General features: G+C 39.9%; 29 protein-coding genes and 1 riboswitch. Of the genes, 22 read left to right on the top strand and 7 right to left on the bottom strand.

The genetic code is table 11. The features are described 5' to 3' along the window. The first annotated feature begins 15 nt into the window (after nucleotides 1–15). The gene (locus E2L03_RS20800) at nucleotides 16–138 is read left to right on the top strand and encodes a hypothetical protein (RefSeq protein ID WP_269083184.1); all 123 of its coding nucleotides are present in this window, start codon (nucleotides 16–18) and stop codon (nucleotides 136–138) included. Nucleotides 139–191: 53 nt separating this feature from the next. Here E2L03_RS20800 and E2L03_RS01130 read toward each other — a convergent pair whose 3' ends face one another. Further along, entirely contained in the window at nucleotides 192–821 is a 630-nt protein-coding gene (locus tag E2L03_RS01130) for a lytic transglycosylase domain-containing protein (protein ID WP_038480436.1), read from the bottom strand. 125 nt (nucleotides 822–946) lie between these two features. Between E2L03_RS01130 and E2L03_RS01125 the strand changes: the two genes are divergently transcribed. The 5 genes from E2L03_RS01125 (at nucleotide 947) to E2L03_RS01100 (ending at nucleotide 8,247) form a co-directional block, all read left to right on the top strand. Beyond that, nucleotides 947–2,239, top strand: coding sequence for an FAD-dependent oxidoreductase (locus E2L03_RS01125; protein ID WP_134258454.1), 1,293 nt, complete (start codon nucleotides 947–949; stop codon nucleotides 2,237–2,239). After that, complete coding sequence (locus tag E2L03_RS01120; protein ID WP_208394322.1) at nucleotides 2,218–3,228, top strand: class I SAM-dependent methyltransferase; 1,011 nt, start codon at nucleotides 2,218–2,220, stop codon at nucleotides 3,226–3,228. The genes E2L03_RS01125 and E2L03_RS01120 overlap by 22 nt, the downstream gene beginning before the upstream one ends. 642 nt (nucleotides 3,229–3,870) lie before the next feature. Then, entirely contained in the window at nucleotides 3,871–6,708 is a 2,838-nt protein-coding gene (locus tag E2L03_RS01110; protein ID WP_124742172.1) for a 2-oxoglutarate dehydrogenase E1 component, read from the top strand. A gap of 14 nt (nucleotides 6,709–6,722) precedes the next feature. Beyond that, entirely contained in the window at nucleotides 6,723–7,979 is a 1,257-nt protein-coding gene (gene odhB, locus E2L03_RS01105) for a 2-oxoglutarate dehydrogenase complex dihydrolipoyllysine-residue succinyltransferase (RefSeq protein WP_038480427.1), read from the top strand. Nucleotides 7,980–8,046: 67 nt separating this feature from the next. After that, entirely contained in the window at nucleotides 8,047–8,247 is a 201-nt protein-coding gene (locus E2L03_RS01100) for a DUF6501 family protein (RefSeq protein WP_134258451.1), read from the top strand. 39 nt (nucleotides 8,248–8,286) lie between these two features. On the opposite strand, the gene E2L03_RS01095 is transcribed toward E2L03_RS01100, so the two are convergent. Next, the gene (locus E2L03_RS01095; RefSeq protein ID WP_134258450.1) at nucleotides 8,287–9,336 is read right to left on the bottom strand and encodes an enoyl-CoA hydratase/isomerase family protein; all 1,050 of its coding nucleotides are present in this window, start codon (nucleotides 9,334–9,336) and stop codon (nucleotides 8,287–8,289) included. Nucleotides 9,337–9,694: 358 nt separating this feature from the next. Further along, nucleotides 9,695–9,836: riboswitch (FMN riboswitch) on the top strand. A 129-nt stretch (nucleotides 9,837–9,965) separates the two neighbouring features. Here E2L03_RS01095 and ribE point away from each other — a divergent pair. The 4 genes from ribE to E2L03_RS01075 all read left to right on the top strand — a co-directional run bounded on the left by ribE (nucleotide 9,966) and on the right by E2L03_RS01075 (nucleotide 13,247). Further along, nucleotides 9,966–10,613 carry a riboflavin synthase gene (gene ribE / locus E2L03_RS01090; protein WP_124742170.1) on the top strand — a complete coding sequence of 216 codons (648 nt, stop codon included), beginning with the start codon at nucleotides 9,966–9,968 and terminating at the stop codon, nucleotides 10,611–10,613. A gap of 14 nt (nucleotides 10,614–10,627) precedes the next feature. After that, entirely contained in the window at nucleotides 10,628–11,821 is a 1,194-nt protein-coding gene (locus E2L03_RS01085) for a bifunctional 3,4-dihydroxy-2-butanone-4-phosphate synthase/GTP cyclohydrolase II (protein WP_124742169.1), read from the top strand. Nucleotides 11,822–11,834: 13 nt separating this feature from the next. Then, nucleotides 11,835–12,305: a 6,7-dimethyl-8-ribityllumazine synthase gene (gene ribH / locus E2L03_RS01080; protein ID WP_038480412.1), complete on the top strand. Its 471-nt coding sequence runs from the start codon at nucleotides 11,835–11,837 to the stop codon at nucleotides 12,303–12,305. 147 nt (nucleotides 12,306–12,452) lie between these two features. Next, nucleotides 12,453–13,247 (top strand): formate/nitrite transporter family protein, encoded by a 795-nt coding sequence (locus E2L03_RS01075; RefSeq protein WP_124742168.1) that lies wholly within the window; start codon nucleotides 12,453–12,455, stop codon nucleotides 13,245–13,247. A 17-nt stretch (nucleotides 13,248–13,264) separates the two neighbouring features. Here E2L03_RS01075 and E2L03_RS01070 read toward each other — a convergent pair whose 3' ends face one another. Continuing rightward, nucleotides 13,265–13,747 carry a DUF309 domain-containing protein gene (locus E2L03_RS01070; protein ID WP_078440107.1) on the bottom strand — a complete coding sequence of 161 codons (483 nt, stop codon included), beginning with the start codon at nucleotides 13,745–13,747 and terminating at the stop codon, nucleotides 13,265–13,267. Nucleotides 13,748–13,831: 84 nt separating this feature from the next. On the opposite strand from E2L03_RS01070, the gene E2L03_RS01065 reads away from it, so the two are divergent. The 3 genes from E2L03_RS01065 (at nucleotide 13,832) to E2L03_RS01055 (ending at nucleotide 16,146) form a co-directional block, all read left to right on the top strand. Beyond that, a complete protein-coding gene (locus E2L03_RS01065; protein WP_038480407.1) occupies nucleotides 13,832–14,593 on the top strand; it encodes a segregation/condensation protein A in 762 nt (253 codons plus the stop codon). Then, complete coding sequence (gene scpB / locus E2L03_RS01060; protein WP_055737618.1) at nucleotides 14,583–15,167, top strand: SMC-Scp complex subunit ScpB; 585 nt, start codon at nucleotides 14,583–14,585, stop codon at nucleotides 15,165–15,167. The genes E2L03_RS01065 and scpB overlap by 11 nt, the downstream gene beginning before the upstream one ends. A gap of 118 nt (nucleotides 15,168–15,285) precedes the next feature. Further along, nucleotides 15,286–16,146, top strand: coding sequence for a superoxide dismutase (locus E2L03_RS01055; RefSeq protein ID WP_243839497.1), 861 nt, complete (start codon nucleotides 15,286–15,288; stop codon nucleotides 16,144–16,146). A gap of 97 nt (nucleotides 16,147–16,243) precedes the next feature. Here the strand turns inward: E2L03_RS01055 and cls are convergent, their stop codons facing one another. The 4 genes from cls to E2L03_RS01035 all read right to left on the bottom strand — a co-directional run bounded on the left by cls (nucleotide 16,244) and on the right by E2L03_RS01035 (nucleotide 20,553). Beyond that, nucleotides 16,244–17,704, bottom strand: coding sequence for a cardiolipin synthase (cls, locus tag E2L03_RS01050; RefSeq protein ID WP_124742166.1), 1,461 nt, complete (start codon nucleotides 17,702–17,704; stop codon nucleotides 16,244–16,246). Nucleotides 17,705–17,733: 29 nt separating this feature from the next. After that, the gene (locus E2L03_RS01045; RefSeq protein WP_134258449.1) at nucleotides 17,734–19,395 is read right to left on the bottom strand and encodes an ABC1 kinase family protein; all 1,662 of its coding nucleotides are present in this window, start codon (nucleotides 19,393–19,395) and stop codon (nucleotides 17,734–17,736) included. Between the two features lie 22 nt (nucleotides 19,396–19,417). Beyond that, a complete protein-coding gene (locus tag E2L03_RS01040; protein WP_241741925.1) occupies nucleotides 19,418–19,747 on the bottom strand; it encodes a phasin family protein in 330 nt (109 codons plus the stop codon). A gap of 122 nt (nucleotides 19,748–19,869) precedes the next feature. Beyond that, complete coding sequence (locus tag E2L03_RS01035; protein WP_038480395.1) at nucleotides 19,870–20,553, bottom strand: DUF421 domain-containing protein; 684 nt, start codon at nucleotides 20,551–20,553, stop codon at nucleotides 19,870–19,872. Nucleotides 20,554–20,711: 158 nt separating this feature from the next. Here E2L03_RS01035 and E2L03_RS01030 point away from each other — a divergent pair, with 158 nt between their 5' ends. The 9 genes from E2L03_RS01030 (at nucleotide 20,712) to resA (ending at nucleotide 26,950) form a co-directional block, all read left to right on the top strand. Next, on the top strand, nucleotides 20,712–21,140 hold the full coding sequence (locus tag E2L03_RS01030) for a YhcN/YlaJ family sporulation lipoprotein (protein WP_051667529.1): 429 nt from the start codon (nucleotides 20,712–20,714) through the stop codon (nucleotides 21,138–21,140). A 12-nt stretch (nucleotides 21,141–21,152) separates the two neighbouring features. Further along, nucleotides 21,153–21,623, top strand: a complete 471-nt coding sequence (gene spoVAC / locus E2L03_RS01025; RefSeq protein WP_038480393.1) for a stage V sporulation protein AC — start codon at nucleotides 21,153–21,155, stop codon at nucleotides 21,621–21,623. Continuing rightward, nucleotides 21,623–22,642 carry a stage V sporulation protein AD gene (spoVAD, locus tag E2L03_RS01020; protein WP_038480391.1) on the top strand — a complete coding sequence of 340 codons (1,020 nt, stop codon included), beginning with the start codon at nucleotides 21,623–21,625 and terminating at the stop codon, nucleotides 22,640–22,642. The genes spoVAC and spoVAD overlap by 1 nt, the downstream gene beginning before the upstream one ends. Continuing rightward, nucleotides 22,639–22,989, top strand: coding sequence for a stage V sporulation protein AE (gene spoVAE, locus E2L03_RS01015; protein WP_038480388.1), 351 nt, complete (start codon nucleotides 22,639–22,641; stop codon nucleotides 22,987–22,989). Before spoVAD ends, spoVAE begins: the two co-directional genes overlap by 4 nt. 210 nt (nucleotides 22,990–23,199) lie before the next feature. After that, nucleotides 23,200–24,345, top strand: a complete 1,146-nt coding sequence (locus tag E2L03_RS01010; RefSeq protein WP_134258448.1) for a D-alanyl-D-alanine carboxypeptidase family protein — start codon at nucleotides 23,200–23,202, stop codon at nucleotides 24,343–24,345. Nucleotides 24,346–24,365: 20 nt separating this feature from the next. Further along, nucleotides 24,366–24,938: a nucleoside recognition domain-containing protein gene (locus E2L03_RS01005; RefSeq protein ID WP_206698930.1), complete on the top strand. Its 573-nt coding sequence runs from the start codon at nucleotides 24,366–24,368 to the stop codon at nucleotides 24,936–24,938. Then, nucleotides 24,939–25,472 carry a spore maturation protein gene (locus E2L03_RS01000; protein WP_038480380.1) on the top strand — a complete coding sequence of 178 codons (534 nt, stop codon included), beginning with the start codon at nucleotides 24,939–24,941 and terminating at the stop codon, nucleotides 25,470–25,472. It begins immediately after the preceding gene. 141 nt (nucleotides 25,473–25,613) lie between these two features. Beyond that, the gene (locus tag E2L03_RS00995; RefSeq protein WP_055737626.1) at nucleotides 25,614–26,342 is read left to right on the top strand and encodes a pseudouridine synthase; all 729 of its coding nucleotides are present in this window, start codon (nucleotides 25,614–25,616) and stop codon (nucleotides 26,340–26,342) included. Nucleotides 26,343–26,422: 80 nt separating this feature from the next. Beyond that, the gene (gene resA, locus E2L03_RS00990) at nucleotides 26,423–26,950 is read left to right on the top strand and encodes a thiol-disulfide oxidoreductase ResA (protein ID WP_236702484.1); all 528 of its coding nucleotides are present in this window, start codon (nucleotides 26,423–26,425) and stop codon (nucleotides 26,948–26,950) included. Nucleotides 26,951–26,957: the final 7 nt, after the last annotated feature.

Here is a 26,957-nt window from a genome sequence, read left to right as displayed (position 1 = left end):
AGTGGAATTCTGTCAATGTTAATCGTAACCGCATGCGATTCGGACAACGATTTAATCGGTTATAAGCAAAAGCCAGACGGCTATATTCCCTCATCACCTATTGAATTTGTTAAAGAGGAACCAGTTATAGCTCAATAAAAAGCAGTCCACCCAAGTCTTTTTATGACGATGGTTGGACTGCTTTTTTTCGTTTATTTCGCTTCATCTGCTTCTTGTTTACCATAGAGTTGTATAGGATCATAATTTTCTTTATAGGTTTCAAAATAATGCATCACTTCCTCTACATATGCATCACTTCGATTGTAAGAAAACAACGCATCTTCATAGTCGCCGTCTACTGCCCCATGCTCTGAGAGAAAACGAGCTGCCGCATAAGCTGAATCGTGCAAATTAAAAGGATCGGCTTCTCCGTTACCAGTAGCATCTGTACCATAACCGTTGTGCTCTTCAATTAACTCAATGTCTGTAATGTCTACATCGTCAGCTACATTGCCAATGTCATCTACACCGGGATACGTCCAACCAACCCAAGTTCTAGGCATAAATTGAAAATGACCTAGAGCACCAACAGGGCTTTCCATTGGTTCCATTGTAGAAAAAATCGTCTCTACTCGATGAACAGCAGCAAGAAGCTCCCAAGGAATACTATACGTGTCTGCAGCTTCATGATAAACAGGGATATAGTCTTCTGGAATTTGATTTTCTGCAATGATTGCTTTGTAAAGACCTTGTCGAAAACGATCATTTTGTTCAAAAAGAAGAATCGCTATACCAACAAAGACAACCATCAAAATGAGAATGGAATAGAGCCATTTTTTCATTGTCTAACCTCTTCCACTGAAAAAGTACTTGTCCATCTTACCACGAGTAAAAGCGTTGTAACAATGGCTATCGTTTGGTTTTATAAAAATAAGGGAATGTGCATGGGAGTAAATGAGGTGAGAAGATGAAAACCCAAGTATTCATTGTTGGTGGAGGTGTTGCTGGTCTTACCGTAGCACTAAAGTTAGTAAAGCGTGGTATAGATGTCATCATGGTGGAAAAAAGCCCTCACCTTGGTCATGCGTATAAAGGCGAGCTTATTCAACCAAAGACAATCCAATTGTTTGAGCGTGCAGGTATTTATGAATCATTCTCAACTGCTTGGACGACTTTTTCTACGATTGAAACGTCTGAACTGAATGTGCACTTACAGCCGATGTTGCGATCCTCAATGGATTATAAACAGTTACCAGCACCTTTCCAGTACGCTGCTATGCTGCCCCATAGTGACATTAAGCGGTTATTGCTTAAAGAAGTTAAACGGTATGACACTTTTACTCTTCTCCAGCCTGCAACATTTGAGAAAATGGAAGAGAATAGAGCCTTTATTAAACAAGGGAAACAAAAAAGGACTGTAGCATTTGAGTATATTATAGGAGCAGAAGGCGTAAATTCACGAGTGCGAGAACAAGCTGGAATCGAACGGAAAAGGCACGTATACGAGCATGATTTTTTAACGGTATCCTTTCCTGCTCCTGATGTAGTAAAGCATGGACATTTAATAGCAACGAAAGATCGTTTCTTAGGCTTATTTCCATTACCGAATGGGTATGTGCGAACGGTTTACCTCATTCGAAAAGGGGAATATAAAGCGTGGCGAAAGGAACCACTACAATTGTTCTATGATCATTATGTCTCGCTATTTCCAGCATTAGATGGACATGTACAAACCGTGAAAGAATGGAGAGCCATTCAACTCATGGTCCCAATTCGTCAACATGCCAACCACTATGTAAAAGACAACATTGCGTTAATTGGGGATGCAGCTCATAGTGTCCATCCAATGGCAGGTGAAGGCATGAACTTAGCGATTCAAGGTGCTGATTGTCTAGGTGAATTATTAATTGACTTATATGAAAAACGAAAGGGCAATGAATTTTTAACCTATTATGAATCTGTTCATAGAAAAAGAGTGAAGGCGATTATGAACCTCTCTCATTTAGGTGGACTAGCGTATGGAAAAGAAGGGAAAGCGTGGCAAAGAAGTCGAACCTTTGCGTTAAAACAACTTTTAAATAATGAAACATTATTAGCAAAATATTTGTTTAACATATCAGGGCTCGGTTTTTGGCCGTTTTCAGTTAAAGATAGTGTCACATTAGTAAAGCGTAGTAAAACCACAAGGGTTGTAAACCAAATGGAGCAGTATCAATACGGACTAGACGACGATTACCCTTGGAGACAACAGATGAGGTGAGAGAAGTGGAAAATATTCATTTAAGAAGAATGTGGCATGCACGAAAATGGATGAAGCAAACCGAACCCTTTCTTATGACTTGGCATGCTCACCTAGGCTACAGCTTAAACTTATTTCAATACTTTAAAAAGCCAGAGACAGTTGAGAACATAGCAAATAAGTACGACTTAGATGAAGTGTTGCTTAGCCGATGGGTTGAAGTAGGTATAGCCGTTGGTCATTTGAAGAAAAAGAGCAAAAAAAAGATACAAAGTAAACGAGAAATGGTCACGTATCTAACAAAAGAAAGTGAACGATCAGTCGGAATCTTACTGGAGGAAATGTTTGAACTGCACATTCCCACGTTACTAAACTATAAAAAAGAACTTGTTCGACAAGAAAAAACTATGTCAACACCTGTCGCAAGCATGGTAGCAGAAACGTCAAAACTTCTGGAAGCCGTTACACTTCCAAAAGTCGCATCCCTCTTAAAAAAGCAAAAAAGCAAGACGGTTCTGGACGTAGGATGCGGCTTAGGTGGCTATATAATGACGTTGGCAAAGCAGTTTCCAACGATTCAATTTCACGGTGTTGAAATTGATCAAGATGTCTGCCGACGAGCGAATGAGGAGAATTCATTCGAAAACGTCAGCATCGATCAAGGAGATTTTAAAGAAATGCGTTTTAGAAAAGGCTATCACACCGTCATGTTAAATAATATTTTGTATTATTTCACAGTTGTAGAAAGGCTTGCTCTTATTAAAAAAGCAACGGATGTGTTGAGAAAAAAAGGAGAAATGATCCTCATCACACCACTTGCAGATGGAAAGCATGGCAAACGCTTTGCCAGTGCGTTTAATAGCTTTATGACGGCTCATAATGAGATGCACCCTTTGCCTACAAGGAAAGAAGTCGCCTATATGGCAAAACAAGCGAACGTAAAAGTCGTCGAAGAACGGGCATTAATTAAAGAAGGTGGTTGGTATTTGATTCGGTTAAAGAAGAAGTAAGTTCAGACAACATCGTTTGAAAAGCCTGTTTGTCAATAAAGTCCTCCGCCTTCCACTCTTGCTTCACCCATTGTAGGAGAGCGTGTGTTGAGTCAAACACCGCTCCACTTGTATCGAACGTACGTATCGCATATCGGTTTGATTCATTATCATTAATGACATAACAGGGAATAGTGCTATGGACAGAGTGAAGCTCGAATTCGTACATCTGATCACCTCGATAAGTAGTATCCACAACTAGGTCGTTAGTATGTTCAATTTTCCCGAATTACACACACGCTCTTTTCTTAAAAATAAAGGGAGGGCTTGTTTTACTGCAGTCGCTAAAAAGTATGTTTTTTCGGGATCGCTTCACCGACTGTTTTTGAGGAGTGAGTATGCTTTTGCTTCGAAATTCTTCATTTTCAATAAAAAAGAAAGCGCTTTTTGGCGAAATTGCAAGAATCATCGTTAAAAAGGCTAGATTTTATTGCGCAAAAGCGCTAAAATTTAGGTGACCGTTTTTTACTGGCGCAATAAAATAATCCAATGCGAATGTTTTGAGTAAACCAGTAGGAAATGGTACTATATTTCTGTAAGCGCTTGAAAATAGACGTTTGCGCTTTTGTGATGCAAACTATTGTTTTAGGAGGTCTATCACACATGTCCAGCAAGGAAAACAGCCCGGAAAAACCTTGGCAAGGATTTTATGGTCCGAACCTCGGAGTTGTAATAGAGCTGTATGAGCAATATACGGAAGATCCAAATTCCGTAGATGAAGAAACAAGAGCACATTTTGAAAAATGGGGACCACCTTCTTTAGAAGAATCTGTTAGTTTCACTAAAGATCGTGTGAATCAAGAAATAGGCTCGGACATGATAAACGCCGTTGTCGGTGCTGTGAAGCTGGCAGATTTTATTCGTGCCAAAGGTCACTTAGCATCGGACATTCAACCAATATGGAAAACTCATAAAAATGATGACCTTATTAGTTATGAACGCTTTAATGTTACTGAAGAACAACTTAAGAATGTACCAGTGGACTATATTTGTCCACAAGCTCCATCGCATGTCAAAAACGGTTTGCAAGCTATCGAACATTTACGCAATGTTTATTCCAAAACAATGGCATGTGAGTTTGGTCATGTACAAGACGAAACAGAGCGAAAGTGGTTAAGAGACAAGGTGGAATCAGGAACGTTTGCAGATGCTTTGTCTACAGAGGAAAAACGGAGCTTACTAGAGCGATTAACATCCGTAGAAGGCTTCGAAAAATTTATTCACCGTACGTTTGTAGGGCAAAAGCGTTTTTCCATTGAAGGGGTAGACTCATTGGTGCCAATGTTAGATATGGCGATTAATGAAGTCCGCAAAGAAAAAACCGACCATGTCATGATTGGTATGGCACACCGTGGTCGCTTAAATGTGCTTGCACACACTTTAGGAAAACCGTTTAAAGCCATTTTTGCTGAATTCTTGCAAGCGCCAAACAAATTAATCGCGCCATCTGAAGGACTTGGTGAAACTTATTCGGGCTGGACAGGCGATGTAAAATACCATTTAGGTGCTGATCGCCAAATTGTCGATGATGAGCGTTCTGAAACAATCGTTTCACTAGCGAATAATCCAAGTCACTTAGAGTTTGTTTCACCGATTGTCGAAGGGTATGCTCGCGCAGCTCAAGAGGATCGTAGTAAGCGTGGTGAACCGACACAAGATACACGTCGTGCATACTCCATCTTAATACACGGAGATGCAGCTTTTCCTGGACAAGGAATTGTCACTGAAACGTTAAATTTAAGTCGTTTAAATGGGTATCAAGTTGGTGGTTCCCTTCATATTATTGCAAACAACAATATAGGTTATACAACAGAAGCGTACGATTCTCGCTCTACTACATACGCAAGTGATCCTGCAAAAGGTTTTGAAATCCCTATTCTCCACGTGAATGCAGATGATCCTGAAGCGTGTGTGAAAGCAATCCAGTTCGCTGTTGAATACCGTAGAGAGTTTAAGAAGGATTTCCTAGTCGATTTAATTGGTTATCGTCGCTTCGGCCATAATGAGGGAGACGAACCAGCGGTTACACAACCGGAGCTTTATACTATAATTCGTAAACACCCTACAGCAAGAGCCTTGTATGCTGAACAACTACAAGCAGAGAATGTGTTAACGAAAGACGAAGTAAAGAAACTCGATACAGATATGTATGATTATTTACTTGAAGAATACAACAAGGTCAATGCTGATAAAGCCGAGCGAAACTACGAATTAAGTCCACCTGATTTTATTGTAGACGGCTTACCCAAAGTAAAAACGAATGTAGAAAAAGACAAACTACAATCTTTTAATGAACAGCTACTTGATTGGCCGGAAAGCTTTAATCCAAACGAAAAACTAAAGAAAATCCTGCAAAGACGTGCGAATGCGTTTGATGGAGACGGTAGTGTTGACTGGGGATTAGCGGAAGTGTTAGCTTTTGCGTCTATCATTCACGACGGTACACCAATTCGTTTAAGCGGTCAAGACACGGAGCGAGGTACGTTCGCTCACCGTCATCTTGTCTTACATGATCGTGAAACAAACGAAACGTACACACCGCTCCAATCGTTTGATGATGCAAATGCTTCCTTTGCGGTTTACAATAGTCCGTTATCCGAGCAGGCATGTGTAGGCTTTGAATACGGTTACAATGTCTTTTCGAAAGAAACGTTAGTCCTGTGGGAAGCTCAGTTCGGTGATTTTGTCAACGGTGCACAAGTAATGTTTGACCAGTGGGTATCTGCTGGACGGGCAAAATGGGGCCAGAAATCTGGATTAGTTGTTCTTTTACCACACGGCTATGAAGGAGCTGGACCAGAGCATTCAAGTGGGCGTGTAGAACGATTCTTGAATTCTGCAGCTGAAAATAACTGGACGATTGCTAATTGTACGTCGGCAGCCCAGTATTTCCACATTTTGCGACGACAAGCAAAAATTTTGCAGAAAAATACAGTCCGTCCTCTTATTATTATGACGCCGAAAAGTTTATTGCGAAATCAAAACATTGCTTCCACAACAGCTGAATTTGCGGATGGCGAGTTTAAGCCTATTTTAGAAGAACCGATTTTAGGAAAAGATCGTCAAGCAGTGAAGCGAATTATCTTAACAAGTGGAAAATTGGCGATTGAACTGCAAGATCATATTAAAAAGCACGACGAGGATTGGAGCTGGCTCCATATCATTCGAGTAGAGGAACTTTATCCGTTCCCACGTCGAGCCATTCGTGAACTATTAAAAGAGTTTCCTAATTTAGAAGAAGTAAAATGGGTGCAAGAGGAGCCGAAAAACATGGGAGCGTGGTCCTTTATGGAACCACGAATCTTAGAAATTTTACCGAAAGATGTCCCGTTAAGTTACATTGGACGTACATTCCGCTCAAGTCCAGCGGAAGGCGTATCAAACGCTCATAAAGTGGAACAAAAACGAATCATCACAGAATCGGTGACGCGCAAAAACTAAGGAGGCATTTTACATTGACTGAAATTAAAGTACCAGAGCTAGGTGAATCGATTACGGAAGGAACCATTTCACAATGGTTAAAAGAAGTAGGCGATTACGTTGAACAAGGTGAGTTTATTGCTGAACTTGAAACAGATAAAGTAAATGCTGAAATCCCGGTAGAAACATCCGGCGTTATAAAAGAATTTAAACGGGAGCCAGGCGACACAGTAGAAATTGGTGAAGTCATCGCTATTATTGATGAAGGTGGCCAAGCTGGAGGCAGCTCGTCAACGAGTGAAGACACAAACGAAAAGCAACCGGCTACTGAAAAGCAGGCAGACACGAAGTCACAAGAGCCTGCTAAGCAAGAGGAAGAAGCACAATCGACAACCAATCGTCCTTTGGCTTCACCTGCTGCGCGTAAGTTAGCACGTGAAAAAGGCATTTCCCTTGATGCCATTACACCAACAGATCCTACAGGTAAAATTCGTCGACAGGATGTAGAAGCGCACCAAGACAAACCAGCGCAATCAAAAGCGGCATCTCCACAGAAGCCGGCACTAACGCAATCAGCGGACGATCCAACGAAGCCGACTGAGCGTGAGAAAATGTCTCGTCGTCGTCAAACGATTGCTAAACGTTTAGTAGAAGTACAGCAAACGTCTGCAATGTTAACAACATTTAACGAAGTCGATATGACAGCCGTTATGGATTTACGTAAACGTCGTAAAGATGCGTTTTTAGACAAAAACGGTGTGAAGCTAGGATTTATGAGCTTTTTCACAAAAGCTGTTGTTGGTGCTTTAAAAGAATTTCCATTGCTTAATGCGGAAATTCAAGGAGATGAGCTCCTCATTAAAAAATACTATGATATCGGTATTGCCGTTTCAACGGATACTGGTTTAGTTGTTCCTGTATTAAGAGATGCAGATCGATTAGGTTTTGCAGGAATTGAGCGTGGCATTGGTGATTTAGGTAAGAAAGCGCGTGATAATAAACTGCAGCTAAACGATATGCAGGGTGGTACATTTACGATTACAAACGGTGGAGTCTTTGGATCACTTTGGTCAACGCCTATTTTAAATGCTCCTCAAGTTGGTATTTTAGGTATGCACAAAATCCAAATGAGACCGGTAGCCATCGATAATGAACGTTTTGAAAATCGTCCGATGATGTATCTTGCCCTTTCATACGACCATCGAATCGTTGATGGAAAAGAAGCAGTTAGTTTCTTAGTAAAAGTTAAAGATATGATCGAAGACCCAGAACAATTGTTATTAGAAGGGTAATGGAAAGAAGGCTAGCATGCTAGCCTTCTTTCTTGTACAATAAACGAGGTAGAGGAGGAATGAAGTCATGATACACCAGCAATGGACTGACACACCGACACTTCGGATGTTAACTTGTGTTCATACAGATGCAAAGAAATATGTTGTAAATGAAGTATTAACAGTAGGAAAGCAGTATGAGTTAAAGAACGAAACCGACGAGTTTTATTTTGTCATTGATAACACTGGCAAAATGGCTGGTTTCTATAAAGAGTATTTTGAAGGCTAGCACTAAAAAACCAGGATGGAGATAGCCCATCCTGGTTTTTTAATGTTCGCGGAAAAACGAAAGCGCAAGCTCATCAGGGACTTCAGCGACGGTCTCATACGAATAAACTGGTTTATGAGATTTATCAATTAAGATCGAATACACCCCTTCATAGAAATCGTCACACTGAAGAAAATGCTTAGCCAAGGTTTTATCGGTTTCAAACGTTTCCTCAAGTGAAGACGCTTTTGATTGCTTCAAATGCGCAAGGGTTACTTTTAGAGACAACGGCGATTTACTCTCCAATAATGTGTACGTATCTTGAGCGAATCGACTTGAATCATTATGGAGCGACGTTAAAATGTCTTCAATCGTTTTAAAAGAAAAATGTTTATGGATGTCATCTTTGTTCATCATAAGCTCACTTTGTGTCGGTTCTTGAATAAACGACTGCAAAAATAAATGCACGCTTTGAGAAGTGACTTCTTCATAGTCGTCCCAATGGTGGGTTACGAGTTCTTGTTTACATGTTTCTAGTGTGTCACTTTCTATATAATAGTCTGCGCAACCAATGGAAATCGCGTCAGAGGCAGTTAAGACAGACCCTGTTAATGCAGCATATCGTCCTGTATAATCTGGTGTTTGGCTAAGAAAATAACAGGCACCAACATCAGGAAAAAAGCTAATATTTACTTCAGGCATTGCCCATTTTGTACGCTCTGTAACAATACGGTGACTTGCTCCATATGATAAGCCTACTCCGCCTCCCATTACAATGCCATCCATAAGGACTACAATTGGTTTAGGGTAGTTCGCTATGTAGAGATCCAATTCATATTCAAGGGTAAAAAAGGCTGTTGCTTGATCAAATGCTTGTTTATTGTTCTTTGCTTGATAGAGGGCCTTAATATCACCCCCAGCACAGAATGCTTTAGTTCCTGTGCTCTCTAAAAGAATGACACGTACGTTCTCATCAGTTTCCCACCGCTTCAGTTGTGTATAGAGCGCTGAAATCATGTCAAATGTTAACGAATGTAGTGCTTTTTCTCTAGAAAGTGTCGCAATTCCAACTCCATTTTCTTTTTTTGAAAACATGATCTGTTCAGTCATTTTTATCTATTCACCCCACAAGAATGAAATCGTTTACTCTCTTATTTTGACCTATCTTTATAAGAAAAGCAACGAAATCGAACGAATAAACCATATTTTTCAAATAAGTATAGCTTCTAACAACGTATGCCTTGCATTTTTATTTGACCGATGCTATGATCAAATCGAGTTAGCGATCAATGAACTGATAGCTCTGTAGTAGGAAAATTGGTAGACTTCTCGGCAGGAAACTACCGTATATTGTGATAGGTCGCAGTTTACAGAAGCAACGAAAAACAGATAGAAAAGCCGCTTAAACTACTGATATATATGCATTTAAGCGACTGCAATGAACTATGATAACAAGACAACTAAATATACTTAACTTCGGGGCAGGGTGAAATTCCCTACCGGCGGTGATAAGGCTAAAAGCCTTTTAGTCCGTGACCCGTATTTTTTATACGGTGGATCTGGTGAAACTCCAGAGCCGACAGTGAAAGTCTGGATGGGAGAAGTTTAACGAGAATACAGTCGAATGGACGTTTATTTGTGTATGGGATTTTTTGTAATCCTAAGCAATGAGTGTCGTTTTATTTAGTGAACCCCCGAAGTAAAAGCTTTGGGGGTTTTTTGTATGGAGGAGGGGTTCAATGTTCACTGGTATTATTGAAGAAAAAGGAACGATTACAGAAATAAAAAAACAAAATCAAGGAATGAAATTGAGTATTAAAGGGGTAAAGGTTCTTGAAGATGTGTCGTTAGGGGATAGTATTGCTGTTAATGGTGTATGTCTGACAGTCACTGGATTTAACGACCAGGAATTCTCTGTTGATGTTATGCCAGAGACGTTTCAAGGGACTACGTTAAGTCAATTACGTACGTCTACACCGGTTAATCTAGAGCGAGCCATGTCGCCGCTATCCCGATTTGGCGGGCACATGGTTTCTGGTCATATTGATGGAAAAGGAACCGTTGTTCGTAGAAAGCAAGTGGATAACGCCGTTTACTTTGATATTCAAGCACCTAAACGTATTTTAAAATATATCGTTCAAAAAGGTTCAGTGGCGGTTGACGGCACGAGCTTAACGGTATTTGGTCTTAAAGACAGTCATTTTACGATTTCGATTATTCCGCACACACTGGATGAAACCATTATGGGAACATTAGCAATTGGCGATGAAGTAAATATTGAATGTGATTTGATTGGAAAATATGTTGAGCGATTAGTAACGGTATCTGACGAATCTGCTCCTAAGCATAATTTGGCTGAACTGCTACAACAGAATGGGTATATGTAAAGAGGAGAGTGCTTATGTTTCATACAATAGAGGAAGCCATTGAGACGTTAAAAGCTGGCGGAATTATTATCGTCTGTGATGATGAGGATCGTGAAAATGAAGGTGATTTTGTCGCTCTTGGGGAGCATACCACTTCAGAAACCATTAATTTTATGGCAACCTATGGGCGCGGGCTCATTTGCACACCAATCTCTCAAGAAAAAGCACAGCGACTGCAGCTAGAACAGATGGTCAGCCAAAATACCGATTCTCATGGGACTGCTTTTACTGTCAGTGTTGATCATGTTGCAACAACAACGGGCATTTCTGCACAAGAGCGTGCGTATACAGTACAAGCTCTTGTCAATCGAGAGGCTACTGCAGCTCATTTTAAACGCCCTGGCCATATCTTTCCACTTGTTGCAAAAGACGGAGGTGTTTTAAGACGAGCAGGACACACGGAAGCGGCAGTTGACTTTGCTAGAATTAGCGGTGCTGAGCCAGTTGGAGTCATTTGTGAAATTATGAATGATGATGGCACGATGGCACGTGTCCCCCAGCTTAAAGAGATTGCTCGAAAACACAAGCTTCCACTTGTAACGATCAAAGATTTAATTGCGTATCGTCGTAAACAAGAGTCTGTTATTAAACGTGAAGCAGATCTTGCCTTACCAACTGAATTTGGAACGTTTCGAGCAGTTGCTTATACAAACACGTTAGATAACAAAGAAAGCATTGCGCTAGTTAAAGGCGATATAACGAACGAAGAACCTGTGTTAGTACGTGTCCATTCAGAATGTTTAACAGGGGATGTCTTTGGTTCAAAGCGTTGTGACTGTGGGCCACAGCTTCACGCAGCTCTTAAACAAATCGAAGAGGCTGGGAAAGGCATTCTTTTGTACATGAGACAAGAAGGGCGAGGTATTGGACTTATTAACAAGCTCAAAGCTTACGAACTCCAAGAAAAAGGGTTTGATACTGTTGAAGCAAATGAAAAACTAGGATTCCCAGCAGACTTAAGGGATTATGGTGTTGGAGCGCAAATCTTAAAGGATTTAGGTGTGACACAATTAAAGTTACTGACGAATAATCCGCGGAAAATTGCAGGCTTGCAAGGCTACGATCTAACAATTGTAGAGCGAGTACCACTTCAGCTGGCAGGCTTTGCTGAAAATGAACGCTATTTAAAGACGAAAAAAGACAAATTAGGGCATATGCTTCATTTATAGGAGGAGTAAACAAATGGGAAAAGTATTTGAAGGTCATTTAGTGGCAACAGATTTAAAGATTGGAATTGTAGTAGGACGTTTTAATGAATTTATTACAAGTAAATTATTAAGTGGTGCGCAAGATGCATTTATTCGACACGGCGCTCAAGAAAGTGACGTTGATGTTGCTTGGGTTCCAGGTGCATTCGAAATTCCATTTGCCGCGAAACAAATGGCGGATTCAGGAAAGTATGATGCAATTGTCACACTTGGAACGGTTATTCGAGGCTCAACCCCTCATTTTGACTATGTATGTGGAGAAGTGTCAAAAGGGGTCGCTCAGTTAAATATGACGAGTGGTATCCCGGTTATTTTCGGCGTTTTGACTACGGATTCCATTGAGCAAGCAGTAGAACGAGCAGGCACGAAGGCAGGGAACAAAGGTTGGGAAGCAGCGACTGCGGCAATTGAGATGGTAAATTTAGCAAAGCAATTTTCAAAATAAATGATTTCATCTATACTCTTTGCAGGTAATCTGGAAAGAGTATTTTCCATTAAATGGATTGCGGAAATTGTCATATTCTCGTTCTCATTAAGGATAATCCTACGCTACAATAAAAAATGGTCAACTAAGAGAAAGTAGGGGAGAACGATTTACAAAGAAACATTAAATGAACTTATCACATTAGCTATAAAGAAAAAAGCGTTGCTGGCACATAGTAAACTAGCGTTTTTCTTATCGGCCATGCTGGCAGGAGGCTATGTTACAGTAGCAGTTGTTTTAGTCTATATTATTGGAGACCCGATTGTTCAAATTCTTCCTGCATTAACACCCCTTGTAATGGGGTTTGCTTTTGGAATTGCGCTGTTGCTCGTTATTTACGCAGGCTCTGATTTATTCACAGGCAGCATTCTTTATTACACCGTATCAACGCTTCAAAAGAAGACAACGTTAAAAGATACGTTGTGGAATTGGCTATGGACGTATGGCGGCAATCTTGTTGGGGCATTGTTTATAGCCTGGCTTGTCTATATGACCGGTATTTTTTCGGGAATGACAGAAGGGCATTACTTACTATATGTAACTGAGAAAAAAATGACGACCGATTCGCTTGAATTGTTTTTTAGAGGCATTTTTTGTAACTGGCTCGTTTGTTTAGCGATTTGGACACCAATGCGTTTAAAGAACGAGATGGCGAAGTTGTTTGTTGTGTTTATGATTATTTTTGCATTTTTTGCATCTGGTTATGAACATAGTGTCGCCAACATGGGCTTATTTCACTTAGCGCTCCTACACAACCCTGGTGTTGAGGCGATTTCTCTATCAGGCTATGTTGCTAATCTTTTTCCTGTGACGTTAGGAAACATCGTTGGTGGTAGTGTCTTTGTAGGGATGGCTTATTATTATATTTCTAAAAAAAGTGAGCCCACTAGTGACATAAAATGAAAAGTTAGGAAGAGAACCTAGTTGGGTTTCTTCCTTTTTTCCTTTTTGTTATGATGATAACGGTGTTTATGAACGAGTTGTTCATATGTAAGGACAGAGGTTTGTTTAGAACGTTTTGCTTGCTGGATGATGGCTATTAAGAAAGGATCACAAAGTGGTAAGTCATAATCAGTAAACGTTGCTTGACCAACTGAATGAGAGCGTTCGTGCATGTCTTGCTGTACTTGCTTCTCATTTATACCTAAGTCTTCAAGGTGAAAACAGCGCTCCCTTAAGCGGTTTTCAACTCGACTATAGAGAATTCTTGCTCCTTTTTCGTTTCCGCGTCTTTCATGATAAAGGCCAACTGCAATTTGTATGAGGATCACCCATGGAGATAAACGATCTGGATCGGCTTGTTTTTTCCATTCTAACTCTAAGACTTCATGACATTCAAAATAGTCACGTTCAACATGAAAATAGGTAAGAAATGCTATATAATGAGGTGGATACACGAACATTCGACTCCTTTCGAGTTTATTCTTGAAAAGGTACAAAAAATTGATTATGGTATACTTAACATAAAATGATTGGTGAGAATAGACATGACGATTTATAACGTAAAGACGCCATTATTTGAAGGCCCCCTCGATCTATTGTTGCATCTAATCTCACAGGCTGAGGTGGATATTTACGATATCCCAGTCGCAACCATTACAGATCAGTATTTAGAGTTTATTCACACGATGCAGGAGCTTGAGTTAGACATTGCTAGTGAATATCTCGTAATGGCGGCGACGTTGTTACAAATCAAAAGTCAAATGCTACTTCCAAAGCCAGAAGAGCTATTTGATGAAAGCGAGCAATGGGTAGAAGAGGATCCTAGAGACGAGCTTGTTGAACAACTTATTGAATATAAGACATATAAAGAAGCAGCGAAACATTTAAAAGATCAAGAAGAAGTACGCCATTCTTTACATACGAGAAAACCAGAAGAATTAGATCACTTTCTAACAGACGAAGAAGAGAGACAGCTGCAAATTCAGCATGTTACTCTTGTTGATATGCTTGGAGCATTTCAAAAGATGCTTCAACGAAATGCGTGGAATCGTCCTAAAACGAAAGTGGTACATACAGAAGAGCAGTCTGTTGAACAGCGTATTGTTGAGTTACTGGATAAACTAGATGAGATGTCTGGTCCGACACGTTTTTCAGATTTAGTTGAACAGGATGATCGCTCATCAACAATTGTGTCGTTTTTAGCTATACTAGAGTTAATTAAAACATCTACCATCTATTGTGTTCAAGATCAAAGCTTTGATGAAATTACGATTTTTTTACGGGACGGAGACAAGCATGAACGCTGAATTATTGGCAAAAGTCGAAGGTCTTTTGTTTGTTGTTGGAGACGAAGGAATTTCTTTAGCAGAATTAAAAAGCCTTATAGAATCAGAAGAAGAAGATATTCTTGCTTGTTTAGAGCAACTTAAGCAAGATATGAACCAAACAAACCGCGGTATTCGTTTGGCAAGACTAGGAAATCGTTACCGTTTGACTACAAAAGTGGAGCATGCTGATTTGTATAAAAAGTTAGCAGCCTCACCTATTCAAGGGGGATTATCACGCGCTGCCCTCGAAACGTTGGCGATTATCGCATACAAGCAACCCATTACGAGAATTGAGATCGATGACATTCGAGGCGTTAAATCGGATAAAGCGATTCAATCCCTTCTGTCAAAATTATTAATCGAAGAACAAGGTCGTGTATCCGGTACAGGACGAGCAATTCTTTTTGGGACAACACGTTATTTTCTTGATCATTTTAATTTAGAATCATTAGAAGATTTACCTAGTCTAGCAGAACTAGATTTGACAAGTGATCGTGTAGAAGAAGATACCGATCTCTTCTTTGAACAGCTCCATCATTTAGAAGATGAATAAACGATAGTCAGGATGAGTCTCTTTAGAAGGGACTCATCTTTTTTATAAAAGGATAGGCAATGATCACAGGAACGAGCTATTGCGCATATCGTTTTAGTGAAAAGGTAGGTGAAGACGTGTGGATACACATTTACAAGCTGTCCGACAGTGGTGTGACCATTTAGACCATCTTTGGGGAGAGCAACAGCAGGAGTTAGTGAATCGAACGAATCGGGAATTGCTTGAGCAGTTTTATCATGCGAGAGCACAGCTACACGAAGCCATAGTAGGAAATGACCCATCTGTCGATCAAGCGGCTGCTGTTGTATATGAAGTCTGGCAAGAGATGAATGAACAATGTCCTGTGACGCTTCGTCATCGCTCAGGAAATCATGTATTACCACCATTGCCGTACCCTTATAATGGATTAGAGCCCTATATTGATGAGGAAACAATGCGTCTGCATCATCAAATTCATCATAAAAGCTATGTAGATGGCTTAAATAAAGCTGAATTGGAACTAGTCAAAGCGAGAGACACCGATCAATACGAGTTAGTTAAACATTGGGAGAGAGAGCTTGCTTTTCATGGTGCAGGGCATTACTTGCATACATTATTTTGGGAAGTGATGGCACCGAATGGTGGTGGAAAGCCAGCTGGAACACTATTAGAGGCGATAGAGGCTTCATTTGGATCATTTGAGAAGATGCAAAAACACTTTACAGCTGCTGCGGCTAAAGTCGAGGGGAGCGGCTGGGCCATGCTAGTATGGGCACCTCGTGGCCAACAGCTAGAGATTTTACAGGCTGAAAAGCACCAGCAATTATCTCAACAAGATCAAATTCCACTTCTTGTGCTCGACGTTTGGGAACATGCTTACTACTTAAAGCACCAAAATAAACGAGAAGCGTATATAAGTGATTGGTGGAAGGTCGTTAATTGGAAAGCTGTTGAGGAGAGGTTTAGAAAAGCAAAGGAACTGAAGTGGAAAAAAGCATAAGGTTAGCTTCAGAATTGCTCTCCAACGTCACTATTGAGACGTTGGAGAGCCGATTTGCTTTAGTTAACATATCCAAGCGAGTTTACAGGATCTTTACCTATAAAATGGGCGAAAGCAGACGAGAGATCGATTCCTTGAACCGCACACGTTTCCCTCGAGCTTCATAGAGTTCTGTTGTAACAAGTGTGGACACATTTACATCTTCAGCGAAATCATGGATGAGCTGTCTAGCGATAGAAGAATCATATATAAAGGCGTTTACTTCGAAATTTAGTTTGAAACTGCGTTGATCAATATTCGCGGTTCCAACAGAGCTAACCCGTTCGTCTACAACAAGCACCTTGTTATGAATAAAACCATTTTCATAAATATAAATTTTAGCACCGACTTTTAACATTTCACCAATGTGTGATGTTGTTGCCCAATAAACAAACATATGATCCGGTTTGTTCGGGATCATAATTTTGACTTCAATTCCAGTTTGGGCTGCCACTTGAAGGGCATCAAGTAGCGTCTTATCAGGAATAAAGTATGGTGTTTGAATAATGATCGATTTCTTAGCATCCATAATCATTTTTAAGTAACCATTTTTAATTTGTTCAAACTCAGAATCAGGTCCACTTGATACAATTTGCATCGCTGATTGACCATTCGGAGGGATATCAGGAAAATAGCGACTGTGATAGGAAATATGATATTCCTTTGCTGCCTGATTCCAATCTAATATAAATCTTGTTTGAATCGCTGCAAGTGCAGGCCCTTCAATCCTTAAGTGGGTATCACGCCAGTAGCCAAATTTTTTCTTCTTACCTAAATATTCGTCACCGACATTAAACCCACCTACATAACCACATACACCATCAATGTTCACAAGCTTACGGTGGTTCCGAAAATTTAATCGTAAGTTTACGATAGTAAATCTTGAAGGAAAGAATACCCCAACTTCTCCACCCGCTTCACGAAACGCTTTTAAGTATTTTTTTCGCATGGATCGAGATCCTAGATCGTCATACAAAAGCCTTACTCTTACGCCTTCTTTCGCTTTCTCTGTAAGGGCATCAATAATCTCTTTACCGATGCCATCGTACCGAAAAATATAATATTGAATGTGAATAAACGTTTTTGCGTTACGTATATCCGTAAGCAGTTGATTGAACTTTTTTTCTCCATCAGTGAAAATGTCGATGTGATTTTCTTTTGTTAAAATAGCATCATTGTTCATTAAATGCATATAGATGAGGTCACGGTTTTCATCCACTGTATTACTTTTAAAACGAAAATTGGCATCAAGTACGTCTTTTTTTTGTTGTTCAATGAGGTGATCGAGACCGACTTTTTTAATCCCTTCCCATTGAAAAATCTTTCTTCTTGTCAACGTTTGACCGAGTAAAATATAAATGATGAAGCCAACAAGAGGAATAAAAAACAAAATAAGTAGCCAAGCCCACGTTGCTTGTGCATCTTTTCGTTCAATAAAGATAAGAATGACCGCAAATAAAATATTGACAACAAGCAGTGCTGCAAATAAATAAGTTGGCATTGCAAATTCAATAACCATAGTATCAACCTTCTACTTTCTCTTTGTATCTAAAAACGACCAGATCGAAAGATGGCCCAAATAATCCAAAGGAACATAAGTGATGTAATCGTTAAACCAACTTCAATTGCAGGAATTTGTAATAATATAGTTGGTTCAGCTGTTAATGATCCTCCAATAATAACCCCGGTCATAATAATACTAAAAGACAATAATACAACCGAAAAAGCAAGCTTGTTGCTGATGCGGTCAACTTTTTTTATTAAATCTTTTATCTCTCCGATTGAGATGGAAACTTTTAACTTCCCGTCTCGAATTTCTTTTAATGTCTGACTTAAGTCTTTTGGAAGAAGGCGAATGGTTTCAAAGCTCTCCTGTGACTCTTTTTGCATTTTACGTGCAAATCGTCTCGGATCGTAACGCTCCTTAATTAACATTCTCCCGAAAGGTTCCACAATATCGATAATCGCAATGGAGGGAGCAATATGGGAAACAATCGATTCGACTGCCAATAGCGCTTTTCCTAGCATCGTCAAGTCTGGAGGAATTAAACAATCATGCTGGTTAGCGACGGCGAATAAGTCTTGAACAGCTTCTCCGATAGAGATCTCCGCCATCGGAACATCATAGTACTTTAAGCGAAGATAATCTAAGTCGTCATGGAGGCGCGCTTGATCGACTCCTTCATGAACAATATCCATTGCAAATAATGCTTTCATCACTCGATCTGTATGTCTACTCTTTAATCCTTGAACGAGTAGCGCAAGGCTATGACGCATGTCATCTGATAATCGACCGACCATACCAAAATCAATTAAGATAATATCATTGTTTTTAGTGACAAAGATATTACCTGGATGAGGGTCACCGTGAAAGAATCCATGAGCGAAAATTTGTTCAAACATACCAGTGGCAAGTCGCTCAGCAACAAGTTCTTGGTCATAGCCTTTTTCATATGTAGCTTCAGTAATTTTCGTTCCTTCAACCTTTGACATAGTGAGCACTTTCATAGATGAATAAGCCGAATAAATGACAGGAAAGTACATGGTTGGTTGATTTTTAGATTGACGTTTTAAACGCTCAGCATTTTGCGCTTCGTTTTTATAATTAATCTCCTCTTTTAACGCATTTGCAAATTCGTGAAACAAGTCAATGAGACGGAATTTTTTTACCCACGTAACCCGTTCCTCAGCTAGTAGAAGCAAGTCTTCTAAAATAGCCAAGTCTGTTTCAATAATACGTTGTATATAGGGGCGACGAATTTTGACAACGACGCTTTCTCCTGTCGGCAGCTCCGCTTCATGTACTTGCCCAATAGACGCTGCTGCTAAAGGCTCTTTGTTAAAAGAGCGAAATAATTGTTCAATGGGAGTGTCCAACTCTTGCTCAAGAATTTCTTTTGCGTCTTCATAAGGAAAACTCGGCACATTATCTTGTAACGCTTCTAATTCATTTAACACGTGCTGAGGGAAGAGATCAGCACGTGTACTAGCGAGTTGACCAAGCTTAATAAAAGTTGGACCAAGCTCCTCTAGCAATAAACGAATTCGCTTTGCTACAGAGAGGTCAGTGTCTTTCTTTTTCTTAGAACGTTTCGGTTTACGTCTTTCAAGCAAACCCATGTCTCGGACAATTTGACCAAAGCCATAGTGATAAAGAGCTGTAATAATATCTTGATACCTTGATAGATACCGCATTCTTTTTTTTAGCATTGGTACGGTCCTCTCTTGCTATTTAATCATCATTTGAGTGCACTTGATTTTGTTTGTCCAGGGTCTTTTCAAGAATAGCGACTCTCGCTTTCAGTGCATCCACCTCTGCTTGAGTAGGAATATCCATGGAAACTAGGTACTGTTTTACCCGCTCAGTAATCATTGATTCCACTTCTTTTTGCGCTTTTTTACCTTTTTCCATTAAGTCGTCAACAAGCTGATTCGATTCTGAACGTTTTACCTCTCCTCGTTGAACAAGTTCGTTTACCGTTCTTTCGATTTGCTCTTTACTAGCAGATGCCGCTCCAACCCCTAAAGAATAAACATTATTTAATACATCTCTCATTGCCATCGTTGTTTCCTCCTTATTTCTGTCATCTTATTTCTATTGTATACAAAGAAAGGAGATGAACACAATTATATTCTCGTTACTACCCTTAATACGACTTTTTCAATCAAAAGTTTCAGCTGAATTTATGGTGTATAGTTCTGCATGTAAATGGAGTGATCGTCTAGCCACTCTGCATAAAAGATTGTTTTATGAGAAGGAAAGCCTCTCTTTTGAATTTGCTCATGTAGCCAGCTTTCGTTTTTTTTGATTTTTTTAAGCCCTTCATAAATAATTTCACCGTCCATAATGAGAGGAATAGGTAAGCTTTGATCAACACCCTTAATCGCCATCTCTTGGTTAGATGGTGAACGGAAGGCATGTTTAAGCTGGATATTGACCGTTCCATTTGTTTCTAAGATCCCATATTGAACTTCTCGAATTGAAAAAACGCCCTTCTCTCTTAATAAGTGTTGAAGCTGATTTAAATCTAATTTGTTTTTGCGTAGCTCATCAAATTGAATACGACCCTTTGCGATAATAATGGAAGGAGACCCCTCAAGCAGACCTCTTGTAAATCGAAACTTTTGCGTAATCATTTCAATGGAATAGATGAGGGAACCCCAAATAAAAATCGCGTAAAGCACATAGACAAGGTGGATGTCGTCATCATAAATGGCGTTTCCTAATAGCTCGCCAATGACCAGTGCGGAAATGAAATCAAACGGTGTTAGCTGAGTAATTTGATTTTTACCGAGAACTTTAGATAACACTAATAGTGCGAAAAAACCTACAATCAGTTCGGTTGTTAATGATATATAGCTTTGCATGATGCTCTCACCCTATGTTAGTAACATCCTTTCTACTGTTAGTGTCTTACCTAGTCTGGCTGCTATTCCATGAAACAATTGTCAATAATTTCATGTGTAAATAAATGTAACTGATACACCCTAATAAGCGAAAAGCTTGAATACTTGGAGGTGATGACATGTTTAAAAAAACACTAGCCATTATACTTATTACGCTACTTACAGCTTGTACAGCTTATGAAGATGAGCAAGGGAAAGCATTTATGCTACAGTCTTCTGCTGGTAAAGAACAAGCAGAATCTGATCGTGTAAAGGAAGAATTGCTGAAAATGGACGAAGTTGTAAGTGTGCGAGGCATTCAACACGAAGAAGATATGATTATGGCACTTCACATAAAACAGAAGGATCGTTTCCATTTGAAAAAAGTACGTAAAAAAGCATTTGATTCTGTTAAAGCACTCTATCCGAATGCGACTATCCATATTTCAACAGATAAAAAAATTTATAAGGAATTAGCTAAAGCAGAGGAAGCGATTAAAACCGATCATTTAGCGAAATCAGAAGTAAAAAAACAGTTAAAACGGATTGAAGAACATTTAAAAGAGTAAGGAGGGAAATGAGTGGCTAAGAAAAAGCAATCACCAGAGCAAGAACAGTATCAAAAGGTAGCAAAAAAATACGAGAAAAAAAGGCCCGTATTAAAGAACTGTATCATCGCATTTTTCGTTGGCGGTGCCGTTTGTGTCATTGGGCAGTGTTTACAAGTATTTTATTACACATTCTTTGATTTTACAGAAAAAAGCGCTAGTAATCCGACTGTTGCCACATTAATTTTTATTGCGACTTTGATTACAGGTCTTGGATTTTACGATCGTATTGCCCAAGTTGCAGGTGCTGGAACCGCTGTGCCTGTTACAGGGTTTGCCAATTCGGTTGCGTCCGCAGCCATTGAGCATCGAACAGAAGGTTATGTTCTCGGCGTTGGTGGCAACATGTTTAAGTTAGCTGGTTCCGTTATTGTTTTTGGAACGGTAGCTGCATTCGTTATTTCATTAATAAAAACCCTTCTTATTAATGCGGGGGTGATCTAATGTTAGTTGGAAAACAAAGTTGGCGATTTGATAACCAGCCTGTCATTATTTCTACTGGAACGGTTGGTGGTCCATTCGAGGGGAACGGCGCTATTCCAGAGGCATTTGATTTGGTACATGATGAACTGTGGATTGGCGAAAAATCATTTGAAAAAGCGCAGACGATTCTTGTAGAAGGCGCTGTTACAACAGCATTAAAGAAAGCATCTGTTAAAAAAGAAGATGTAAATTTTCTATTAGCCGGGGATTTAGTGAATCAATTAACCCCGTCTAGCTTTGCAGGTCGATCATTAGCCATTCCTTATTTAGGTATGTTTGGTGCTTGTTCCACCTCGATGGAAGGGCTTGCGCTAGGCTCATTTCTAATTAATGGAAGTGGTGCTCATCATGTCGTAAGTGTCGCATCGAGCCATAATGCAGCAACGGAAAAACAATTTCGTTACCCAACTGAATACGGGGGTCAAAAACCACCAACAGCTCAATGGACAGCAACGGCTGCAGGTGCAGCACTTGTGGCTAAAACAGGTGATGGTCCACGAGTGACTGGGGCGACGATGGGAAAAGTGATTGATATGGGTATCTCTGATCCATTTAATATGGGTGGAGCAATGGCGCCCGCAGCAGCCGACACGATTGAGACTCATTTCAAAGAGTTCCACCGAGGTCCAGATGATTATGATCTTATTGTCACAGGTGATTTAGGTCAAATCGGACTGCCGATTTGCCGGGACTTGCTCAAACAAAAAGGCTATGAATTAGGGCACGATCGCTTTCAAGATTGTGGGTTAATGCTCTACAAAGAGGATCAGCCTGTATTAGCCGGGGCAAGTGGGCCAGGTTGTTCTGCAGTTGTGACGTATGGACATTTACTAAATAAAGTGAAGTCAGGAGAGATTCGCCGCTTGCTCGTCGTTGCTACCGGCGCACTTTTATCACCACTATCGTTCCAGCAAAAAGAAACTATTCCATGTATTGCTCATGCTGTTGTTATTGAATCACCAAAAGGAGGCGCATTATGATTTTTTTGTGGGCGTTTCTTGTTGGAGGAGTTATTTGTGTCATTGGTCAGTTGTTAATGGATGTCGTCAAATTAACGCCAGCTCATACTATGTCCACTTTAGTTGTTAGTGGAGCTGTTCTAGCAGGTTTTGGTCTATATGAACCGTTAGTTGATTTTGCAGGAGCGGGAGCAACTGTGCCGATCACAAGTTTTGGTAATTCCCTTGTTCAGGGTGCAATGGAAGAGGCGAATCAAGTTGGTTTAATTGGTATTATCACAGGTATTTTTGAAATAACGAGTGCCGGTATTTCGGCGGCAATCATTTTCGGTTTTATTGCTGCTCTTATTTTTAAACCAAAAGGATGAAAAAATAGACATAGGCTAGTTCAAATGGGTTAACTGTTTGGACTAGCTTTTTAATGTTTTTGTCGAAGAAAAGCTCGATAAAGCTTAACCAGTACGTTCTAAACCGCATATCGCTTTATCATTCAGTAAGTTAAGTAGAAAGATGCTAGTCATAAATAAGGCTTGGCCGCATAAATTTCTATATAAACTGTGCGGGAGTTGAGCGGACTCATGATAAAAAAAGGAACGGTATGTTTACTTATTTGGTGCTTTTTACTTTACTTACCGATAGACAGTATGTATGGAAAAGAGCAAGTGACATTTCCTATATCTGGACAGGCTGCAATCTTAATGGAGCAAGAGTCAGGACGTGTCCTTTATGGTAAAAATGAACACCAGTCATTAAAAATAGCTAGTATCACAAAAATCATGACGGCAATTTTGGCTATTGAATCAGGCAAATTAGATGAGACTGTTCTTGTTTCAAAGCATGCAGAAGGGACAGAAGGATCTTCTCTCTATTTAGTTTCAGGAGAAAAAATGAAGCTAGAAGATTTAGTTTACGGGTTAATGATGAGAAGTGGAAATGATGCAGCAATTGCGATTGCTGAGCACGTTGGTGGCAGTGTAGATGGATTTGTTTATTTAATGAATGAAAAAGCAAAAGAAATTGGCATGTCTAATACGTTATTCCGTAATCCCCATGGATTAGATACGCACGACGACCATTTGTCTAGCGCTTATGATATGGCCATATTAACCCAGTATGCAATGACAAATGAAACGTTTCAAACGATTTCATCTACAAAAAAATACCGCTCTCAAGGTGAACATGTACGTGTATTTCATAATAAGAATCGGTTGTTAACAGAGAAGTATGATTATTCTACAGGAGGAAAAACAGGTTATACGAAGCTTGCAAAACGTACTCTTGTTTCTACAGCTAGTAAAGACGGACTGAACTTAATTACGGTTACTCTCAACGATCCAAACGATTGGGACGATCACATGAACTTATTTAACTGGGGTTTTAAGCAATTTAAGCTACACACTTTAATCGAAGCTGGGCCGCTTAATGTAAGGGCAGATGCATTTTATGAAGATCATCTCACTGTAAAACATCCACTGGTTTACCCGTTAAGTGAAAATGAAAAAACGGCGATAAAGCCTAAACTTGAACTAAAAGCTCCTCCTAAAGAAGGGTTTACAAATGAAGAACTTCAACATCCTGTAGGGAAAATGATGTTTGTGGCGAATGGAGAAGAACTAGAAAGTACCCCTCTTTATTATGAAGAAGGGGAGAAAGAAGAAAAGCGTTCGTTTTTGCAAACCATTCGACAGCTGTTTACGGTTGTTATTGGAGCTGGTACTACGTGATTAACTATATTTGGGCAGGAATGTTACTCATTGGCTTAGTGTATGCAGCGATAAATGGAACGATGAGCGAAGTAACCGAAGGGGTTTTTACAGGTGCAAAAGAAGCGGTTGCGATTTGTATCGGACTAATAAGCGTCCTAACTTTCTGGCTAGGATTAATGAAAGTAGCCGAAACAGCAGGTATTTTAAAGCAATTAGCCAAACTCGTCCATCCGCTTGCCCGAAAAGTCTTTCCAGAAGTACCAAAGGATCATCCAGCAATGGGCTACATTTTGTCGAACTTAACTGCTAATGTATTTGGATTAGGGAATGCAGCTACACCGATGGGGATAAAAGCGATGGAAGAATTGAAACGATTGAACGGAGGGAAGGACGAAGCAAGTCGTTCAATGATTACGCTCTTGGCTCTTAATACGGCATGTTTAACTCTTGTTCCTACAACTGTCATCTCCATTCGGATGTCGTATGAATCTGAAGCGCCGACAGATATCGTCAGCACGACTATTTTTGCTTCTGGGTGCGCAATGATTGGCGCGATTTGTATTGATCGGTTTTTTTATTACTTACGTAGCCGAAAGGGGCGGTCCTCTTAAATGGAATGGTTAACGGCGCTATCGGTGTGGATGATCCCTGTACTTATCGGTGCGGTTATTCTTATTGCTACACTTCGAAGAGTTCCTACATACGAGACGTTTGTTTCAGGTGCAAAAGAAGGCTTTGGAATGTCTGTTTCTATTATTCCTTACCTAGTGGGTATGCTCGTTGCTATTTACGTATTTCGTGCTTCGGGCGCAATGGAAGCTCTCGTTTCGGCGATGGCGCCATTCCTGTCTTGGTTTGGCGTTCCTGCTGATATTGTTCCTTTAGCGTTGTTAAGACCCATTTCTGGTACAGGTGCACTTGGGTTAATGACGGACTTAACCGCTGTACATGGACCTGACTCTTACATTGGGCGACTAGCAGCGACCTTACAAGGAAGTACAGATACGACTTTTTATATTCTCACGGTCTATTTTGGAGCAGTAGGGATTAAAAAGATGGGTGATGCGTTAAAAGTAGGTTTACTTGCAGATTTAGTAGGCATTATTGCCGCTATTTTTATTGTCAGCCTTATTTTTGGATCGTAATATTTAGATGAAACGCGTTTGAAGGAAGCTTGCAAGGAGGCTTCTATCTAACGCGTTTTTTGTTTTTTGAAGGCGTATTCTTTTACGAGCTACTTGTAACAGTAAAGAAAAGTCGTTATGATGATGCAAGAGGTGAGAAAGATGGAACGATTACAGAAAGTTATCGCTCAAGCAGGCGTGGCATCAAGACGAAAAGCAGAAGAGTATATTACGGCTGGTCGTGTACAAGTGAACGGCAAAAAGGTGACAGAATTAGGTGTGAAAGTAAATCCAAATAAAGATCGAGTTGAAGTAGACGGTGTTCCCTTGGACAAAGAAGAGCCTGTTTATTATTTACTTTATAAACCCACTGGTGTTATCTCCACATCAAACGATGAGAAAGGACGAAAAAAGGTAACGGATTTAATTGATGTATCCCAGCGTATCTACCCTGTTGGTCGTTTGGATTATGACACATCAGGGTTATTGTTATTAACAAATGACGGCGAATTTGCCAATTTATTAATGCACCCAAAATTTAAAATTGAAAAAGAATATGTTGTGAAAGTTAAGGGCATACCTGATCGAAAAGAGTTAAAACAGCTTGAAACTGGCATAAAGTTAGAAGACGGGGTAACAGCTCCTGCAAAAGTCAAAATGCTATCAAGTGATCGCAAAAAAAACACCGCGATTATCCGTATCATTATTCATGAAGGAAAGAATCGACAAGTTCGTAGAATGATGGAAGCCCTCGGTTACCAAGTAGAAAAGTTAAAGCGAGAACGGTTTGGTTTTTTAACATTAGGTAACTTAAATTCAGGTGACTATCGCGTCATTAAACCAATGGAAGTCAAACAATTAAAAGAAATGGCTGTCACGAAACCGTCATAAAAAAATGTTAATTCATTTCTGTCCCACGTTATAATAGAACTGTACGAAAACGTTCACAAATGGAAAGGGGGGCGCATCCGTTGAGTAAAAAAAAGCGTTCAATCACTCGACTAATGATTTTACTAATCATTGCGGGTGCAGTTGGCTATACGTTTTATGCCAATTCTCAATCAAACGATGGGGTCGTTCGCGCAGGAGATCAAGCTGAAAACTTTGCTTTGCGGGATTTAGACGATAATCGCTTTGAAATGGCACAGCAAGAAGGAAAAGGGGTCTTTGTTAATTTTTGGGCCACTTATTGTGAACCATGTGAACGAGAAATGCCTCATATTGAAAATGTATATAAAGACTATAAAGGTGACGTTGAAATGATTGCCATCAATGTGGACGAGTCTGAGTTAACAGTCGATACATTTGTATCTCGCCATAAGTTATCGTTTCCCATTGCTATTGACAGAAGACAAGAGGTTACAAGAGCTTATGGTATTCGACCTTTGCCAGCAACACTGGTCATTGATGAACATGGTGAAGTTCAACACTATTATCAAGGTGAAATGACAGAGGTAATGGTAAGGGAGTTTTTTGAAAAGGTAGTACCCGAGGGGTAAGACGGGG

This window comes from Shouchella oshimensis, from assembly GCF_004375095.1.
In the GTDB taxonomy this organism is placed as follows: domain Bacteria; phylum Bacillota; class Bacilli; order Bacillales; family Bacillaceae_D; genus Shouchella; species Shouchella oshimensis.
The sequence above is the reverse complement of the archived record's forward strand: the minus strand, read 5'-3'. Positions and strand labels throughout refer to the sequence as shown.

What these genes read in the sequence shown, in the direction of transcription:
- E2L03_RS01030 (WP_051667529.1), top strand. Translation starts at nt 20,712, where the DNA reads ATGTTTAAAAAAACACTAGCCATTATACTTATTACGCTACTTACAGCT.
- spoVAE (WP_038480388.1), top strand. Translation starts at nt 22,639, where the DNA reads ATGATTTTTTTGTGGGCGTTTCTTGTTGGAGGAGTTATTTGTGTCATT.
- E2L03_RS01045 (WP_134258449.1), bottom strand. Translation starts at nt 19,395, where the DNA reads ATGCTAAAAAAAAGAATGCGGTATCTATCAAGGTATCAAGATATTATT.
- ribE (WP_124742170.1), top strand. Translation starts at nt 9,966, where the DNA reads ATGTTCACTGGTATTATTGAAGAAAAAGGAACGATTACAGAAATAAAA.
- E2L03_RS01130 (WP_038480436.1), bottom strand. Translation starts at nt 821, where the DNA reads ATGAAAAAATGGCTCTATTCCATTCTCATTTTGATGGTTGTCTTTGTT.
- E2L03_RS01085 (WP_124742169.1), top strand. Translation starts at nt 10,628, where the DNA reads ATGTTTCATACAATAGAGGAAGCCATTGAGACGTTAAAAGCTGGCGGA.
- E2L03_RS01070 (WP_078440107.1), bottom strand. Translation starts at nt 13,747, where the DNA reads ATGTTCGTGTATCCACCTCATTATATAGCATTTCTTACCTATTTTCAT.
- ribH (WP_038480412.1), top strand. Translation starts at nt 11,835, where the DNA reads ATGGGAAAAGTATTTGAAGGTCATTTAGTGGCAACAGATTTAAAGATT.
- E2L03_RS01040 (WP_241741925.1), bottom strand. Translation starts at nt 19,747, where the DNA reads ATGGCAATGAGAGATGTATTAAATAATGTTTATTCTTTAGGGGTTGGA.
- cls (WP_124742166.1), bottom strand. Translation starts at nt 17,704, where the DNA reads ATGGTTATTGAATTTGCAATGCCAACTTATTTATTTGCAGCACTGCTT.
- E2L03_RS01100 (WP_134258451.1), top strand. Translation starts at nt 8,047, where the DNA reads ATGATACACCAGCAATGGACTGACACACCGACACTTCGGATGTTAACT.
- spoVAD (WP_038480391.1), top strand. Translation starts at nt 21,623, where the DNA reads ATGTTAGTTGGAAAACAAAGTTGGCGATTTGATAACCAGCCTGTCATT.
- E2L03_RS20800 (WP_269083184.1), top strand. Translation starts at nt 16, where the DNA reads ATGTTAATCGTAACCGCATGCGATTCGGACAACGATTTAATCGGTTAT.
- E2L03_RS00995 (WP_055737626.1), top strand. Translation starts at nt 25,614, where the DNA reads ATGGAACGATTACAGAAAGTTATCGCTCAAGCAGGCGTGGCATCAAGA.
- E2L03_RS01010 (WP_134258448.1), top strand. Translation starts at nt 23,200, where the DNA reads ATGATAAAAAAAGGAACGGTATGTTTACTTATTTGGTGCTTTTTACTT.
- E2L03_RS01000 (WP_038480380.1), top strand. Translation starts at nt 24,939, where the DNA reads ATGGAATGGTTAACGGCGCTATCGGTGTGGATGATCCCTGTACTTATC.
- E2L03_RS01110 (WP_124742172.1), top strand. Translation starts at nt 3,871, where the DNA reads ATGTCCAGCAAGGAAAACAGCCCGGAAAAACCTTGGCAAGGATTTTAT.
- E2L03_RS01035 (WP_038480395.1), bottom strand. Translation starts at nt 20,553, where the DNA reads ATGCAAAGCTATATATCATTAACAACCGAACTGATTGTAGGTTTTTTC.
- E2L03_RS01125 (WP_134258454.1), top strand. Translation starts at nt 947, where the DNA reads ATGAAAACCCAAGTATTCATTGTTGGTGGAGGTGTTGCTGGTCTTACC.
- E2L03_RS01065 (WP_038480407.1), top strand. Translation starts at nt 13,832, where the DNA reads ATGACGATTTATAACGTAAAGACGCCATTATTTGAAGGCCCCCTCGAT.
- scpB (WP_055737618.1), top strand. Translation starts at nt 14,583, where the DNA reads ATGAACGCTGAATTATTGGCAAAAGTCGAAGGTCTTTTGTTTGTTGTT.
- E2L03_RS01005 (WP_206698930.1), top strand. Translation starts at nt 24,366, where the DNA reads ATGTTACTCATTGGCTTAGTGTATGCAGCGATAAATGGAACGATGAGC.
- E2L03_RS01095 (WP_134258450.1), bottom strand. Translation starts at nt 9,336, where the DNA reads ATGACTGAACAGATCATGTTTTCAAAAAAAGAAAATGGAGTTGGAATT.